We start from the raw sequence: 12,251 nt of genomic DNA, 5'->3' as shown, positions 1-12,251 counted from the left end.
CAGCGGCTTGCACCCGGCGTCCGCGAATCTGCGATACGCTGCGCTAGAACAATATATCTGGACGTCAACACTATATGTTGACGCATGATCAAAATCCTGCCTATTGTGCTTTCACACCGCAGGCCCGCGCCAACTGGCACGGCGGCGCGGACAGGGGGAACGGGACAGAATGCACATCACGACCCTCACGGCGATGCATTCCGCACCGGTCTTCGACGCGGACATCCGGGTAACACCGTCACCGGCCTTTCGGGGCCCAAGGCGGGTTCCGGACACGGAAAGACAACAGGCAAAACCGATATAATGAGCAGTCTCAGGGGTCCTTCGGGGCCCCTTTTTTTTAGCTGCCTCGTCGCTCAGCCGCCCCAGCCGTCAGCCTGCATTTCGCGCAGACGGCTGGCGGTGCGGTCGAATTCGAACGATCCCGCCCCTTCGACATAGAGCATTTCCGGTACGTCCGCCGCCGACACGATCAACCGCACCTTCGCCTCGTAAAGCGCATCGACCAGCGTGACAAAGCGCTTGGCCTCGTTGAAGTTCGACCGGCCCAGCGTCGGGATGCCCTCGATCATCAGCACGCGTACGGTTTCGGCCAGCTTGAGGTAATCCGCAGGCCCCAGCGCCTTGCCGCAAAGGTCGTAGAAACTGGCGCGCGCGACACCGTTCCAGTAGCGCGGCAGAACCAGTTCCCGGCCCTGCACATGCAGCACCAGTTCTTCGGACTGGCCGTCGGTCAGCTCTTGCCAGACCCGCTCCATCTCGGCGCGGGCCTCTGGGCCGTTGGGGGTGAAATAGACCTGCGCGCCCGCCAGCCGCTCCTGCCGATGATCCTTGTCGGACGCCATTTCGTGCACGACCATCCGCTCTTTCACCAGCTCGATGAAGGGCAGGAACAGCTGCCGGTTCAGCCCGTCCTTGTAAAGATCGTCGGGCACCCGGTTCGAGGTGGTGACGATCACGCAGCCCGCCGCCATCAACTGCTCGAACAGCCGCCCGACGATCATGGCGTCGGTGATGTCGGTGATCTGCATTTCGTCGAAGGCCAGCACCTTGACGCTGTCGCTGACCTTCTTCGCCACCGGTCGGATCACATCCTCGGTGCCCTTCTTGCGCTCTGCATGCATGCCGGCGTGCATGTCCTGCATAAAGGCGTGGAAATGCACCCGGCGCGCGGGCACGTCGAGCGTTTCCACGAAAAGATCCATGATCATCGACTTTCCGCGCCCGACGCCGCCCCAAAGATAGAGGCCCTTGGGCGGCTCCGGCGCCTTGCGGAACAGCCCCTTCTTCGCGGGCTGCGCGACGGCGGCGCGGATCCGCTCCAGCTCGGGCAGCGCCGCCTCCTGCGCCGCATCGCGGATCAGCGCGCCCTGGGCCACGCGGGTGTCGTAAAGGTCCTGCACAGTGCTCATGCCCCCGCATACCGCGCCGCGCGGCATTTGTGTAGGGCGCGCAGGGCGCGATCGCCTTGAACACCCGCCCTGCGCCGTAGGGTGGGTTTTCAACCTACCTGCCTGTCCCGCAACAAATGTAATCCATCCGCATAATCACAGCCCTTTACGCCGTCTTCACTGCTGGTAAAACGTTGCAGGCAAGGAGCCTGTTGTGGACCACCCCCGCACCCTAGTGAACCCCGTTTTGATCGTCGGATGCGTGATCATCCTGGTGTCCTTTGCGATCCGGGCCAGTTTCGGCGTCTTCCAGATCCCCATCGCCAGCGAATTCGGCTGGCTGCGGGCGGAATTTAGCCTGGCCATCGCGATCCAGAACCTCGCCTGGGGCATCGGGCAGCCGATCTTCGGTGCGCTGGCCGAACGGATCGGCGACCGCAAGGCGATCCTGCTGGGCGGCGTGGTCTATGCGGTGGGGCTGGTGCTGTCGTCCTTTGCCGTCACCCCCGAGGCGCATCAGCTTTACGAGGTGCTCGTGGGCTTTGGCATCGCGGGCACCGGGTTCGGTGTTATCCTCGCCGTGGTGGGCCGCGCCAGCAGCGACGAAAACCGCTCCATGAGCCTCGCTATCGCCACGGCGGCGGGCAGCGCGGGCCAGGTCTTTGGCGCGCCGGTGGCGGAATGGATGCTGGGGTTCATGACCTGGCAGTCGGTGTTTCTGGTCTTCGCCGCCGCGATCCTGCTGGTGCTGCTCACCCTGCCACTGATGAAGGCGCCGCAGGCCAGCACGACCGAGCTTGAGGAAACGCTGGGCCAAATCCTGGGCCGGGCGGTGCGCAATCCGTCCTATGCGCTGATCTTCATCGGATTTTTCAGCTGCGGCTATCAGCTGGGCTTCATCACCGCACATTTTCCGGCCTTCGTGACCGAGATGTGCGGCCCCATCGCGCCCGGCGGGGTGCTGCACGGGCTGGGGATCACCACGACCTCGGCCCTGGGGGCGGTAGCGATCTCGCTCATCGGGCTGGCGAACATCGCGGGCACGCTGGCGGCGGGCTGGGCGGGCAACCGCTGGCCCAAGAAATACCTGCTGGCGGGCATCTACGTGGGTCGCACCATCGCGGGGGCGGTGTTCATCCTGCTGCCGATCACGCCGCTCAGCGTGCTGGTTTTCTCGGCCGTAATGGGTGCGCTGTGGCTGGCAACGGTGCCGCTGACGGCTGGGCTGATCGGCTATATCTTCGGGCTGCGCTACCTTGCAACGCTTTACGGCATCGTCTTCTTTTCGCACCAGCTGGGCAGCTTCATGGGCGTCTGGCTGGGCGGGCGGATGTATGACCTGACGGGCGGATATAGCGCGGTTTGGTGGATCGGCGTGGGCGTCGGTGCGCTGAGCGCGATCGTGCACCTGCCGGTGCGCGAACGTCGCACGCCGGTGCCGATGGCGGCCTGATCGGCTCAGCCGGGCAGCACATGCGCCACCGCGTCGGTGTGGGTGTAGGGCAGTCCGTGCCCTGCGCCCGCGATCACCTCTTGCCGGGCCTGCGGGTTCAGCTGCGCCAGCCGGTCCATCGCGTCCAGAGGGATCACCTTGTCGTCCTGTCCCCAGATCGCCACGACCGGCAGGCCGCTCTGCGCCAGACGCCGGTGGATGTCGGGGATCGGGCGGCGCAGGCACCCGCGCAGGCTCGACAGCACCGCGCGCACATAGCCGCGGGTTTCAAGCTGCGCCAGTTGCTGGTCACAGATGTCCGGCACCGAAGACGGCAGGCCCCGCTCTGCCGCGACAGCGCGGCGGAAGGCGCGGGGAAAGCCGAGGTGAAAAGCCCAGTCGCCGATCCCGCGCCAGTCCATCGCCCAGCGGGTCAGCGCGTCGGGCGCATGGCCCAGCCCCGCAGGCGCCAGCAGGATCAGTCGCCGCAGCCGTGCGCCGTGGCTGTCGGCAAAGGCGGCGCCGATCACACCCCCCATGGAATAGCCGAGCAGGGTGACATCCCGCTGCACGCCCAGATGATCCAGCAGATCGCGCAGTTGCGTGGTGAAGAATTCGGGCGTCTGCGCACCTGTGGGGCGGGCGGAATAGCCGCGCCCGTAAAGATCGTAGACCAGCACCCTGTAGCCATGAGCAACCAGCGCCTGCGCCACCCCGTCCCAGACGAAAGACGGCGTGGTCAGACCGTGCACGCAGACCGCGACCGGGCCCTCCGGCGGCCCGACCCAGCGGTAGTGGGTGAGGCCTTGTGACAGTTTGGCAAACCGCCCCGGCGCGGCCTTGCGCCGGGCGGCATCCACGGGGCGGCGGCGCATTTCTGAAATGACCGGCGCGGCAGCACCGGCTGCGGCCAGCCCGGCAAGGGCCAGCCAAAGCGCGGTCATGCCGCCCCTGCCTCGGACAAAAGGCCCACGGACACAAGGCATTGCGCCCAGCCGTCGGGCCCCTCGAAGAGATGCGTTTGCCAGCCGCGCCCGGAGGCGGTGGCGATGTTGTCGGCACGGTCATCGGTGAACAGCAGCGCCTCGGGTGCGATGCCGCAATCCGCTTCGACCCGGGCATAAATCTCGGCATCCGGCTTGGTGACCTGCATCTGGCCCGAGATATAGCGCCGGTCGAATTCGGTCAGAAAGGGATAGGCGAGCTCGGCCAGCGCAAAGGTGCCGACGCCGAAATTGGTCAGGGCAAAGACCGGAACACCCTGGGCGCGCAGGGCCCGCAACAGCCGGACGGAACGGGGGATCGCAGGCGTCGCAAGCTCAAGCCAATTGTCGTGCCACATACGGATTTCATCGCGCCAGTGCGGATAGGCTTCGGCACAGGCATAGACCGTTTCGCGGAAATCGGCGCCCCGGTCGACCGCCTCGTTCATGTCGTGCAGATCGACCTCGGCGAATAGAGCGCGCCGACGGTCCGGGCCGATCACGCGGTCATAGTAGCGTTCGGGCTGCCATGCGATCAGCACGTTGCCGATGTCGAAGATCACCACCTCTGGCCGCATGTCCTGCCCTCACCGCCTGGACCCGGAAAATTCGAATTTTCCGACCTGTTTTCTTTACAAGAAAACGGCTACCTCACCGCCGCGCGAATTTCCCGCTCAAGCGCGTCCAGAAAACGGGAGCGATCGGCCTTTGTAAAGCCTTTGCCGCCGCCCTGCCGGAACGGATCGGCGGCGCGCAGGTCGGCCATCAGGTCGCGCGTGGCCAGCACCTGCCCGATATTGGCCTCGGTCAGCGCCTCGCCATTGTGCTTGAGCACGCGCGCGCCGTTTTCCACACAGCGCGCGGCCAAGGGAATATCCCCGGTGATCACCACGTCCCCTGCGCCCGCGCGGTCGGCAATCCACATGTCGGCCACGTCCGGGCCCTCTGGGACCACCACCACCTGCACCAGCGGGTTGCGCGACGGGCGCAGCCCGCCGTTCGACACGATATAAAGCGTCAGCCCGTGCCGTGTCGCCACCCGCTCGGCCTCTTGCTTGACCGGGCAGGCGTCGGCATCGACATAGACCGCGCTCACGCGTAAAGCGCCTCGGCGGCAAAGACGACGTGATCTTCCATGAAGGTCGAGATGAAGAAATAGCTGTGGTCATAGCCTTTCTGCATCCGGAACACCCCGTCCTGACGACGGGCCATCATCGCATGCGCCAGCGCCTCGGGCTTGAGCAGATCAAGGAAATTGTCGCTGTCGCCCTGATCGATCAGCACCGGCCCGTCGAATCCGACCTCGGCCATCTGAAGGCTGGCGTCATGCTTGGCCCACTGGCCGGTATCGTCGCCCAGATAAGCGCCCAGCTGTTTCTTGCCCCAGTCGCTTTGCGTCGGGTTGGCGATGGGCGCAAAGGCCGATACGGATTTGAACCGCCCGGGATGCGCCATCGCCAGCGTCAGCGCGCCGTGTCCGCCCATGGAATGGCCGGTGATCGACTGGCGGTCGAGGTCGATGGCAAACTCCGCCCCCAGCAGCGCGGGCAGTTCCTCGGCCACGTAGTCCCACATCTGGAAATGCGGCTTCCACGGGTCCTGCGTGGCGTTGACGTAAAAGCCCGCCCCCTTGCCCAGATCATACGCCTCGTCATCGGCGACATCGTCGCCGCGCGGACTTGTGTCGGGAAAGACCAAAGCAATTCCCTGTTCGGCGGCCCAGCCCTGAGCGCCGGCCTTGGTCATGGCGTTTTCATGGGTGCAGGTCAGGCCCGAGAGATACCAAAGCACCGGCACCTCGCCCAGTTTCGCCTCTTCGGGCAGGAAAAGACCAAAGGTCATGTCGCCGCCGGTGGCCTTTGACGCGTGAGTGTAGACGCCCTGCGTGCCGCCGTGGCAGATGTTTTCGGATATGGTTTTCATCGGATCGCTCCTTGCTATTGCGGCATGGCTACCCCGGCCCATAGCAGGCGACAACCCCTCCGTTAGGGTGCCGTCACAAGGGCAATCACTGCACTGACGGTCAGAATGCTGGCCGCGGTCGAAATCAGGATCGCCGCCGATACCCGCTGTGGCGCGAGGTTGTAGTGCTGCGCCAGGATGAACACGTTGCCCGCCACCGGCAGCGCCGCGGCAGACACCACGACCGCCGCCTGGAACGCATCCACAGGGAAGAAAAGATAAGCCCCGGCAGCGACCAGAAGCGGGTGTATGATGAGTTTGCAAAAGCTCAGCCAGCCGGCGATCTGCAGCCGCTCGGCGGATTTGCTCGCCAGCGACGCGCCGATGGCAAAAAGCGCGCCGGGCGTGGCGGCATTGCCCAGAGTGGCCAGAAATTCGTTCACCGGACCCGGGATCGGCAACCCGGTGGCCGAGACCGCAAGCCCCAGCACGATCGACACGATCATCGGGTTCTTGATCAGGCCCAGCCCCACCGTCCGCAGCACCGCCGCCGACATGCGCCCGTCGCGCGACCCGGTCACGAGGATCACCAGCAACGAGGAAAAGACGATGAGGTCGATGGCCAGCACAAGGATGATCGGTCCCACCGCCGCCTGCCCCAACAGCAGCGCCAGCATCGGCACGCCCAGAAACCCGGTGTTGCCGATGGCCGCGCACTGCGCCTCGATCGCGGCGGTTTCGACCTTGAGGCCGCGCATGAAGGCCACGATCATCGCGATGCCATAGGTAAAGGCCGTGCCCCAGAGGTAGGCCATGGCCAGCCGTGCGTCGAAAATTTCCGAGATCGACAGGTTGGCCGAAAATCGGAACAGCATCGCCGACAGCGCAAAGTAAAACACGAACTTGGTCAGATAGGCGGTGGCTTCCTCGGTGAAAAAGCGGGTGCGCCCGGCGCCGTAGCCCAGGCCGATCAGCGCGAAGAACGGCAGTGTCTTGAGGAAGATTTCAAGCATTGCAGCTTGTTAGGCAGCCGCGGCGGGGCCGTCAATCGGCAAGCCCGCGCAAACCGAAAGACCGCGCGGCGCTGTTGCGCGCGCGGCCCGAATTCGGCCCTCTTGAGAGAGGGTGAAGCGCGTCAGCCCGATCCGATCATCACACCGGCTGCCAGAACCAGCGCGCCGCCCAGAACCACCTGGAACGCCGCGCGGAAGAACGGCGTCTGCATATAGCGGTTCTGAATCCAGGCGATGGCCCAAAGCTCCACGAAGACGACGATCATGGCGATGATCGTGGCGGTCCAGAAATGCGGGATCAGGTAGGGCAGCGCATGGCCCAGCCCGCCCAGCGTTGTCATCACGCCCGACGCAAGCCCACGCTTGAGCGGAGAGCCGCGCCCCGACAGTTCGCCGTCATCCGACGCCGCTTCGGTAAAGCCCATGGAAATGCCCGCGCCGACGCTGGCGGCGAGGCCAACGAGGAAGGTCGTCCAGGTGTCCTGCGTGGCAAAGGCGGTGGCGAAGATCGGCGCCAGGGTCGACACCGACCCGTCCATCAGCCCCGCCAGCCCCGGCTGCACCCAGGTCAGCAGGAACTGCCGCTTTGCGGTGCGATCCTCGGCCTCGCGGCTGTCCTCATCGAGGTGTTCCTTGACCAGATCGCCCGCACGGTCCTGGTGCCCGGCTTCGGCCGAGGCCAGATCCCCCAACAGCTTGCGCGTGGCGGCGTCTGTGCTGCGCTGTGCGGCGGTGTGGTAGAAATGTTCGGCCTCGCGTTCCATCGCCTCGGCCTCGTCGCGGATACGCTCGATCCCGAGGTTCTGGACCAGCCAGACCGGGCGGCGGGCATAGTAGCCTGCCACGTGTTCACGACGGATCAGCGGGATGACATCGCCAAAACGCGCACGGTGCAGGTCGATCAGGGCGGCGCGGTGGCCATCTTCCTCTGCCGCCATGCCTTCAAACACGCGCGCGGTATCGGGATATTCGCCGCGCAGCGTTTCGGCATAGCTGCGGTAGATGCGAGCGTCGTCTTCTTCGGATGAAATGGCGAGCGCCAGCACCTCTTGTTCGCTGAGATCCTTGAAATGCTTGCGCTGGGTCAGGAACCGCATGATCGCCTCCGGTAGATTAGAACGGTTCTAATCTAAGCGCAGGACGATGCAGTTCAATCGGAAAAAGTGAACCGCTCAGTTCAGAAGCATCTTGCCGAACTGAACCGAACGGTTTAGATAGGTGAACAGAACAGTTCAGAACCCTGAAAGGAGACCGCAATGTCCCGCTGGATTGCCCCGCTTGTTCTTGCTCTGATCACCGGCCCCGCGATGGCGCAGAACATCGTCTTCGAGCTGCCGCGCATGGACTTCCCCGAACCGCAGCCCGTCGTGCAGACCGAAACGGTGTCCACCCAGGGGCAGTAACGGCATCGCTTGCCCAAACTGAACCGACCAGTCTATAGTCGGATCACCACAGGGGAGGGCAAGCATGACCGCGACCGCGGCCAAGGTCCGCAAGGGCCGGAAATTCGATCAAGTGCTTGACGGCGCGCGTGAAATCTTCATGCGCGACGGGTTCGAAGGGGCCAGTGTGGATGACATTGCCCGGGCTGCAGGCGTGTCGAAGGCGACGCTCTACAGCTATTTCCCCGACAAGCGGCTGCTGTTTCTCGAAGTGGCGTCGCATCAGTGCTGTCGCCAGGCCGACGAGACGCTGCAAACCGTCGACATGACCCAGCCGCCGCGCGTCGTGCTACGGCAGGTGGCGCGGTCTTTCCTGGGGTTCATTCTCTCGGACATGGGGCAGCGGATTTTTCGCATCTGCGTGGCCGAGGCCGACCGGTTTCCCGAACTGGGGCGGCAATTCTACCAAAGCGGCCCGATGACGATGCGCGCCGCGATGGTCAGCTACCTCGACAAGGCCATCGCCCGGGGCGAACTGGTGACAGATGACTGCGATCTGGCCGCCGACCAGTTTGCCGAGCTTTGCAAGGCCGACCTCTGGCCCAAACTGGTTTTCGGCATCCGCGACAGCTTTGAAGAGGCCGAGATCGAGCGGGTGATCGATGGCGCGCTGGACACCTTCCTGGCGCGCTACGGCGCCACAGACGCAGGCAACATGGCGTAAAGCCGCTCCATCTCTTCCAGCGCGTTCTCCATGCCGTGCGCAGCGGCATCGGCCCCCACCCTGTCGGCAATGTGGCGGTCGATCGCCGCCAGTCCGCCGCTAATCAGAATGAGCACGTTCGGCGCCATCAGCCGCAGCTCCACCACCGTGCGGGCCACGCCGCGCACACGCTCTGGCGTGGCCGCCGACAGCCCGATGATCGGATAGCCCCCGCGCCGGAGCAGATCGACCAGTTCCGACTCGGTCTTGCCCAGCCGCAGGTCGATGTCCCAGCCGCGGTCGCGCAGCAGGTCGGCCGCCATCGTGGCGCCGATGGAATGGGTCTCGTCCGGGACGGTGGCGATCAGCGCACATCTTGCGCCGCGTTGCGGTGCCGGGGTCACCAGTTCGCGCAGGGTGCGCAACAGCACCAGAAGCCGACCGGTGGCCACTGCCATGTCGGCAAAGGTCACCTCGTCCTCCTCCCACATCTCTCCAAGGCGATAGGCCGCGGGCGCGATGTAGCCCAGGCAGATTTCCTCGTGCGAGGCGCCGTTTTCATGCGCGTCGAGGATGATCCGGCGCGGCGCATCCGCATCTCGCCCCACTAGAGCGCGGCACAGCACATCGATATTCGGCACGACCCGCAGGCGCACCGGATCGATTCGTGCAACCGTCGGCCGACGCGACCAGTCCGTCAGATGGCTGATCACTTCCTTCGCAAGGTCGAAAAGCAGGGCCTCGGGCAATGACTGCCCGGCGTCCCCGTCGACCACGCTCTGATGGCGTTCGGTCGAAGTGGGCTGGTCCGTCATGGATGATCCCCCCCGGCGCCGCCCACGGGAATCCCGATCAGTGACAGCGCCGCCTCAGGCTTCAGACCATCGCGTCAGGGTGGTACTTGAGTCAATAATTATCACAGAAAGTGTCAACAAAACATGACGCTTCGAGGTTGACACTTTTTGGCGGCAGCAGTGGATCAGTCGACCCGACGCACCAGTAACTGGTTGCCGGAACTGCGTTTTGTCTCGAATACCTTGAGGTCGCCGACCAGATCGCTCAGCTTGCGCTTGCCATAGGTGCGGGTGTCAAAGTCGGGATTGGCGGTGGTCAGGAACTGGCCCAGCTGGCCCAGGGTGTACCACTCATCCTCCTGCTCGATGGCATCCATCGCCTTGAAGATCAGGTTGCGGGCCTCTTCGAGATTCTTGCCTTCGGCCTTCTGGGTCGGACCTTTCGACCCGGCCTCGGGCGCGCCATCGAGGTTCTCCAGAAAGATGAATCGCTTGCATGCCTTGCGGAAGGCGTCTGGGGTTTTCTGCATGCCCATGCCGAACACATCGAGCCCCTGTTCGCGGATGCGGCTGGCCAGGCGGGTAAAGTCGCTGTCGGAACTGACCAGCACGAAACCGTCGAAGCGGCCGGAATGCATCAGGTCCATCGCGTCGATCACCAGCGCGATGTCGCTGGCGTTCTTGCCGACGGTGTTGGCGGGCTGGTGATGCGGGACCAGACCGAATTCCGCCTGCACCTTGGACCATCCGGCCATCTGCTGGCTGGAAAAGTCACCATAGCAGCGCCGCACCGACGCCTCGCCCAGGGCGGCGATTTCGTCAAAGATCGCCTTGGTGTATTTCGGCGAGGTGTTGTCGGCGTCGATCAGCACCGCCAGCAGTTTGGTATCGTCGGGCATGGGGCCTCCTTCGGGCGGGTTTCGCCCCTTCTAGACCAGAGACCGGTACATCACCAGCGCGTCGACATAGCCGTGCCGCGGATGATGGAAGGCGCCGGGCAGGCGTCCGACGACGTCGAAACCGGCCCGCTCCCACGTGGCGATGGCACGGGTGTTGGTGGCGACGACAAAGTTGAACTGCATCGCCCGAAAGCCTGCGACCTGTGCGGCCTCAAGCGCATGAGCCAGCATGGCCCGCGCCAGACCGCGCCCGCGCGCCACCGGATCGGTGACGAAGCCGCAGTTGCAGACATGCGCCCCGCCGCCGCCCTGATTGCGCACGAGGTAGTAGGTGCCCAGCACATCTCCGGCCTCTTCCAGGACAAACACACGTCGACCCGGACCGCACCAGTAGGCCAAGGCGTCCGCGCGGCTGATGTCCGGATTGATGGTGTACGTGTCGCCCGCGCGGAACACCGGCTTCAGCAGCGCCCAGAGCGCGTCGGCGTCGGTTTGTTCAAATTCCCGGATCACAGCGTCTGTCCCGTTGACTCATGTCCCGGCACCATGCCTGCCTTGCATCTTTGCGACACGGGTCTGGTGCGAAAAGGGCCGCCGCATCGCTGCGACGGCCCCTGCTGCCTTCCCAACGAAAGGTCTCAGAACTCCACCACGGCGCGGATGGATTTGCCTTCGTGCATGAGGTCGAAGCCGTGGTTGATCTCGTCGAGGCTCAGCTTGTGGGTGATCATCGGGTCGATCTCGATCTTGCCGTCCATGTACCAGTCGACGATCTTCGGCACATCCGTCCGGCCCTTAGCGCCGCCAAAGGCCGTGCCGCGCCAGTTGCGGCCGGTCACCAGCTGGAACGGCCGGGTCGAGATCTCGGCCCCCGCAGGCGCCACGCCGATGATCACGGAGGTGCCCCAGCCCTTGTGCGCGCATTCCAGCGCCGTGCGCATCACGCCGACGTTGCCCGTCGCGTCAAAGGTGTAATCCGCCCCGCCCTTGGTCAGTTCGACCAGGTGCGCGACCATGTCGCCCTCGACGTTCTTGGGGTTCACGAAATCGGTCATGCCGAAGCGGCGCGCCATCTCTTCCTTGTCGTCGTTGAGGTCGACCCCGACGATCTGGTCGGCGCCCGCCAGCCGCAGCCCCTGGATCACGTTGAGCCCGATGCCGCCCAGCCCGAAGACCACGCCGCGGCAGCCGATCTCGGCCTTGGCGGTGTTGATCACCGCGCCGATGCCGGTGGTCACACCACAGCCGATGTAGCAGATCTTGTCGAAGGGCGCGTCCTCGCGCACCTTGGCCAGCGCGATCTCCGGCACCACGGTGTGGTTGGCGAAGGTCGAGCAGCCCATGTAATGGTGGATCGGCGTGCCATCCAGCATCGAGAACCGCGTGGTGCCGTCGGGCAGCAGGCCCTCGCCTTGCGTGCTGCGGATCGCCTGGCAGAGGTTGGTCTTGCCGCTGAGGCAGTATTCGCATTCGCGGCATTCGGGGGTGTAGAGCGGAATGACGTGATCGCCGGGCTTCAGCGAGGTCACGCCCTCGCCCACCTCCATCACCACGCCCGCGCCCTCGTGGCCCAGGATGGCGGGAAAGATACCCTCGGGGTCGTCGCCCGACCGGGTGAATTCATCGGTGTGGCACAGGCCCGTCGCCTTGATCTCCACCAGAACCTCGCCCGCCTTCGGACCCTCGAGGTTCACCTCCATCACTTCCAACGGTTTCCCGGCCTCTAAGGCCACGGCAGCTCTCGTGCGCATG

At 64.8% G+C, this 12,251-nt stretch carries 14 protein-coding genes; 3 read left to right on the top strand and 11 right to left on the bottom strand.

The features are described from left to right. Window positions 1-356: 356 nt before the first annotated feature. Complete coding sequence (gene zapE, locus ACOXXX_RS16150; RefSeq protein WP_422827640.1) at window positions 357-1,412, bottom strand: cell division protein ZapE; 1,056 nt, start codon at window positions 1,410-1,412, stop codon at window positions 357-359. Window positions 1,413-1,605: 193 nt separating this feature from the next. Between zapE and ACOXXX_RS16145 the strand changes: the two genes are divergently transcribed. Then, a complete protein-coding gene (locus ACOXXX_RS16145; RefSeq protein WP_422827639.1) occupies window positions 1,606-2,844 on the top strand; it encodes an MFS transporter in 1,239 nt (412 codons plus the stop codon). A gap of 5 nt (window positions 2,845-2,849) precedes the next feature. Here the strand turns inward: ACOXXX_RS16145 and ACOXXX_RS16140 are convergent, their stop codons facing one another. The 6 genes from ACOXXX_RS16140 to mbfA all read right to left on the bottom strand — a co-directional run bounded on the left by ACOXXX_RS16140 (window position 2,850) and on the right by mbfA (window position 7,818). Next, window positions 2,850-3,767: an alpha/beta fold hydrolase gene (locus tag ACOXXX_RS16140; RefSeq protein WP_422827638.1), complete on the bottom strand. Its 918-nt coding sequence runs from the start codon at window positions 3,765-3,767 to the stop codon at window positions 2,850-2,852. After that, entirely contained in the window at window positions 3,764-4,384 is a 621-nt protein-coding gene (locus ACOXXX_RS16135) for an HAD family hydrolase (protein ID WP_422827637.1), read from the bottom strand. The genes ACOXXX_RS16140 and ACOXXX_RS16135 overlap by 4 nt, the downstream gene beginning before the upstream one ends. A 68-nt stretch (window positions 4,385-4,452) precedes the next feature. Further along, entirely contained in the window at window positions 4,453-4,902 is a 450-nt protein-coding gene (locus tag ACOXXX_RS16130) for a YaiI/YqxD family protein (RefSeq protein WP_422827636.1), read from the bottom strand. After that, window positions 4,899-5,729 carry an S-formylglutathione hydrolase gene (gene fghA / locus ACOXXX_RS16125; RefSeq protein WP_422827635.1) on the bottom strand — a complete coding sequence of 277 codons (831 nt, stop codon included), beginning with the start codon at window positions 5,727-5,729 and terminating at the stop codon, window positions 4,899-4,901. Before fghA ends, ACOXXX_RS16130 begins: the two co-directional genes overlap by 4 nt. 62 nt (window positions 5,730-5,791) lie before the next feature. Continuing rightward, window positions 5,792-6,721, bottom strand: a complete 930-nt coding sequence (locus tag ACOXXX_RS16120) for an AEC family transporter (RefSeq protein ID WP_422827634.1) — start codon at window positions 6,719-6,721, stop codon at window positions 5,792-5,794. A 122-nt stretch (window positions 6,722-6,843) separates the two neighbouring features. Next, window positions 6,844-7,818, bottom strand: coding sequence for an iron exporter MbfA (gene mbfA / locus ACOXXX_RS16115; protein WP_422827633.1), 975 nt, complete (start codon window positions 7,816-7,818; stop codon window positions 6,844-6,846). A gap of 159 nt (window positions 7,819-7,977) precedes the next feature. Here mbfA and ACOXXX_RS16110 point away from each other — a divergent pair, with 159 nt between their 5' ends. Together ACOXXX_RS16110 and ACOXXX_RS16105 are read left to right on the top strand one after the other, a co-directional pair. Beyond that, window positions 7,978-8,124, top strand: a complete 147-nt coding sequence (locus ACOXXX_RS16110) for a hypothetical protein (RefSeq protein WP_422827632.1) — start codon at window positions 7,978-7,980, stop codon at window positions 8,122-8,124. A 64-nt stretch (window positions 8,125-8,188) separates the two neighbouring features. Then, window positions 8,189-8,827, top strand: a complete 639-nt coding sequence (locus ACOXXX_RS16105) for a TetR/AcrR family transcriptional regulator (RefSeq protein WP_422827631.1) — start codon at window positions 8,189-8,191, stop codon at window positions 8,825-8,827. Here ACOXXX_RS16105 and ACOXXX_RS16100 read toward each other — a convergent pair. The 4 genes from ACOXXX_RS16100 to ACOXXX_RS16085 all read right to left on the bottom strand — a co-directional run bounded on the left by ACOXXX_RS16100 (window position 8,794) and on the right by ACOXXX_RS16085 (window position 12,250). Then, window positions 8,794-9,621, bottom strand: a complete 828-nt coding sequence (locus tag ACOXXX_RS16100; RefSeq protein ID WP_422827630.1) for a cobalamin B12-binding domain-containing protein — start codon at window positions 9,619-9,621, stop codon at window positions 8,794-8,796. The genes ACOXXX_RS16105 and ACOXXX_RS16100 overlap by 34 nt on opposite strands. A gap of 164 nt (window positions 9,622-9,785) precedes the next feature. Continuing rightward, window positions 9,786-10,499, bottom strand: a complete 714-nt coding sequence (locus tag ACOXXX_RS16095) for an NYN domain-containing protein (protein ID WP_422827629.1) — start codon at window positions 10,497-10,499, stop codon at window positions 9,786-9,788. 30 nt (window positions 10,500-10,529) lie between these two features. Next, window positions 10,530-11,012 (bottom strand): GNAT family N-acetyltransferase, encoded by a 483-nt coding sequence (locus tag ACOXXX_RS16090; RefSeq protein ID WP_422827628.1) that lies wholly within the window; start codon window positions 11,010-11,012, stop codon window positions 10,530-10,532. Window positions 11,013-11,137: 125 nt separating this feature from the next. Then, the gene (locus tag ACOXXX_RS16085; RefSeq protein ID WP_422826889.1) at window positions 11,138-12,250 is read right to left on the bottom strand and encodes an S-(hydroxymethyl)glutathione dehydrogenase/class III alcohol dehydrogenase; all 1,113 of its coding nucleotides are present in this window, start codon (window positions 12,248-12,250) and stop codon (window positions 11,138-11,140) included. Between the last annotated feature and the right edge of the window lies 1 nt (window position 12,251).

The sequence above is a fragment of the Thalassococcus sp. BH17M4-6 genome (assembly GCF_049323015.1).
Lineage (GTDB): Bacteria > Pseudomonadota > Alphaproteobacteria > Rhodobacterales > Rhodobacteraceae > Puniceibacterium.
This window is presented reverse-complemented; position numbering and strand designations above follow the sequence as displayed.

What these genes read in the sequence shown, in the direction of transcription:
- ACOXXX_RS16135 (WP_422827637.1), bottom strand. Translation starts at nt 4,384, where the DNA reads ATGCGGCCAGAGGTGGTGATCTTCGACATCGGCAACGTGCTGATCGCA.
- ACOXXX_RS16140 (WP_422827638.1), bottom strand. Translation starts at nt 3,767, where the DNA reads ATGACCGCGCTTTGGCTGGCCCTTGCCGGGCTGGCCGCAGCCGGTGCT.
- ACOXXX_RS16120 (WP_422827634.1), bottom strand. Translation starts at nt 6,721, where the DNA reads ATGCTTGAAATCTTCCTCAAGACACTGCCGTTCTTCGCGCTGATCGGC.
- ACOXXX_RS16095 (WP_422827629.1), bottom strand. Translation starts at nt 10,499, where the DNA reads ATGCCCGACGATACCAAACTGCTGGCGGTGCTGATCGACGCCGACAAC.
- zapE (WP_422827640.1), bottom strand. Translation starts at nt 1,412, where the DNA reads ATGAGCACTGTGCAGGACCTTTACGACACCCGCGTGGCCCAGGGCGCG.
- ACOXXX_RS16110 (WP_422827632.1), top strand. Translation starts at nt 7,978, where the DNA reads ATGTCCCGCTGGATTGCCCCGCTTGTTCTTGCTCTGATCACCGGCCCC.
- ACOXXX_RS16100 (WP_422827630.1), bottom strand. Translation starts at nt 9,621, where the DNA reads ATGACGGACCAGCCCACTTCGACCGAACGCCATCAGAGCGTGGTCGAC.
- mbfA (WP_422827633.1), bottom strand. Translation starts at nt 7,818, where the DNA reads ATGCGGTTCCTGACCCAGCGCAAGCATTTCAAGGATCTCAGCGAACAA.
- ACOXXX_RS16085 (WP_422826889.1), bottom strand. Translation starts at nt 12,250, where the DNA reads ATGCGCACGAGAGCTGCCGTGGCCTTAGAGGCCGGGAAACCGTTGGAA.
- ACOXXX_RS16105 (WP_422827631.1), top strand. Translation starts at nt 8,189, where the DNA reads ATGACCGCGACCGCGGCCAAGGTCCGCAAGGGCCGGAAATTCGATCAA.
- fghA (WP_422827635.1), bottom strand. Translation starts at nt 5,729, where the DNA reads ATGAAAACCATATCCGAAAACATCTGCCACGGCGGCACGCAGGGCGTC.